1 protein-coding gene is annotated in these 436 nt (G+C 61.5%); it reads right to left on the reverse strand.

Annotation, left to right across the window (positions count from 1 at the left end):
- On the reverse strand, window positions 1-388 hold a 388-nt coding region (locus B4L36_RS14025; RefSeq protein WP_292958391.1), incomplete at its 3' end, for a LysR substrate-binding domain-containing protein.
- Window positions 389-436: the final 48 nt, after the last annotated feature.

Here is a 436-nt window from a genome sequence, read left to right on the forward strand (position 1 = left end):
CATTGGGTTTCAGCCCCCGACTGGCGAAAAGGTCGAGAAGATATTTTCTGGAATGCTCCAGGTCCAGCACCACAAGGGGCTCTGGTTCCAGTTGTTCGAGGGTCACGAAACGACCGCTGGCCAAGGCGTGATCCACCGGTAGCGCCACATGCGGGGGCGCCTGAAACAGCGGCGCAAAGCGATGCTGGTGCCAATCGACGGGGCCGTAGCACAGGGCGAAATCGGCCTCTCCGCCATCGATCGCGGTGGGCATTTCATAGGTCGAGACCCCCATGACCTCGATCGTCAGGTTGGGGTGCTGCTTCCGGACATGGGTCAGGATCGTTGGCAGAAGAATGGGCGCAAGCGGTGTGACGCAGGCGATCCGGGCGGTGCCATCCAGGCGCATTCGAGACGACCGATATCATCAGCGCCTATCAGTGGGCCCTGCGGATCT

This window comes from Paracoccus sp. UBA889, from assembly GCA_002294185.1.
Taxonomy (GTDB): Bacteria; Pseudomonadota; Alphaproteobacteria; order Rhodobacterales; family Rhodobacteraceae; genus Paracoccus.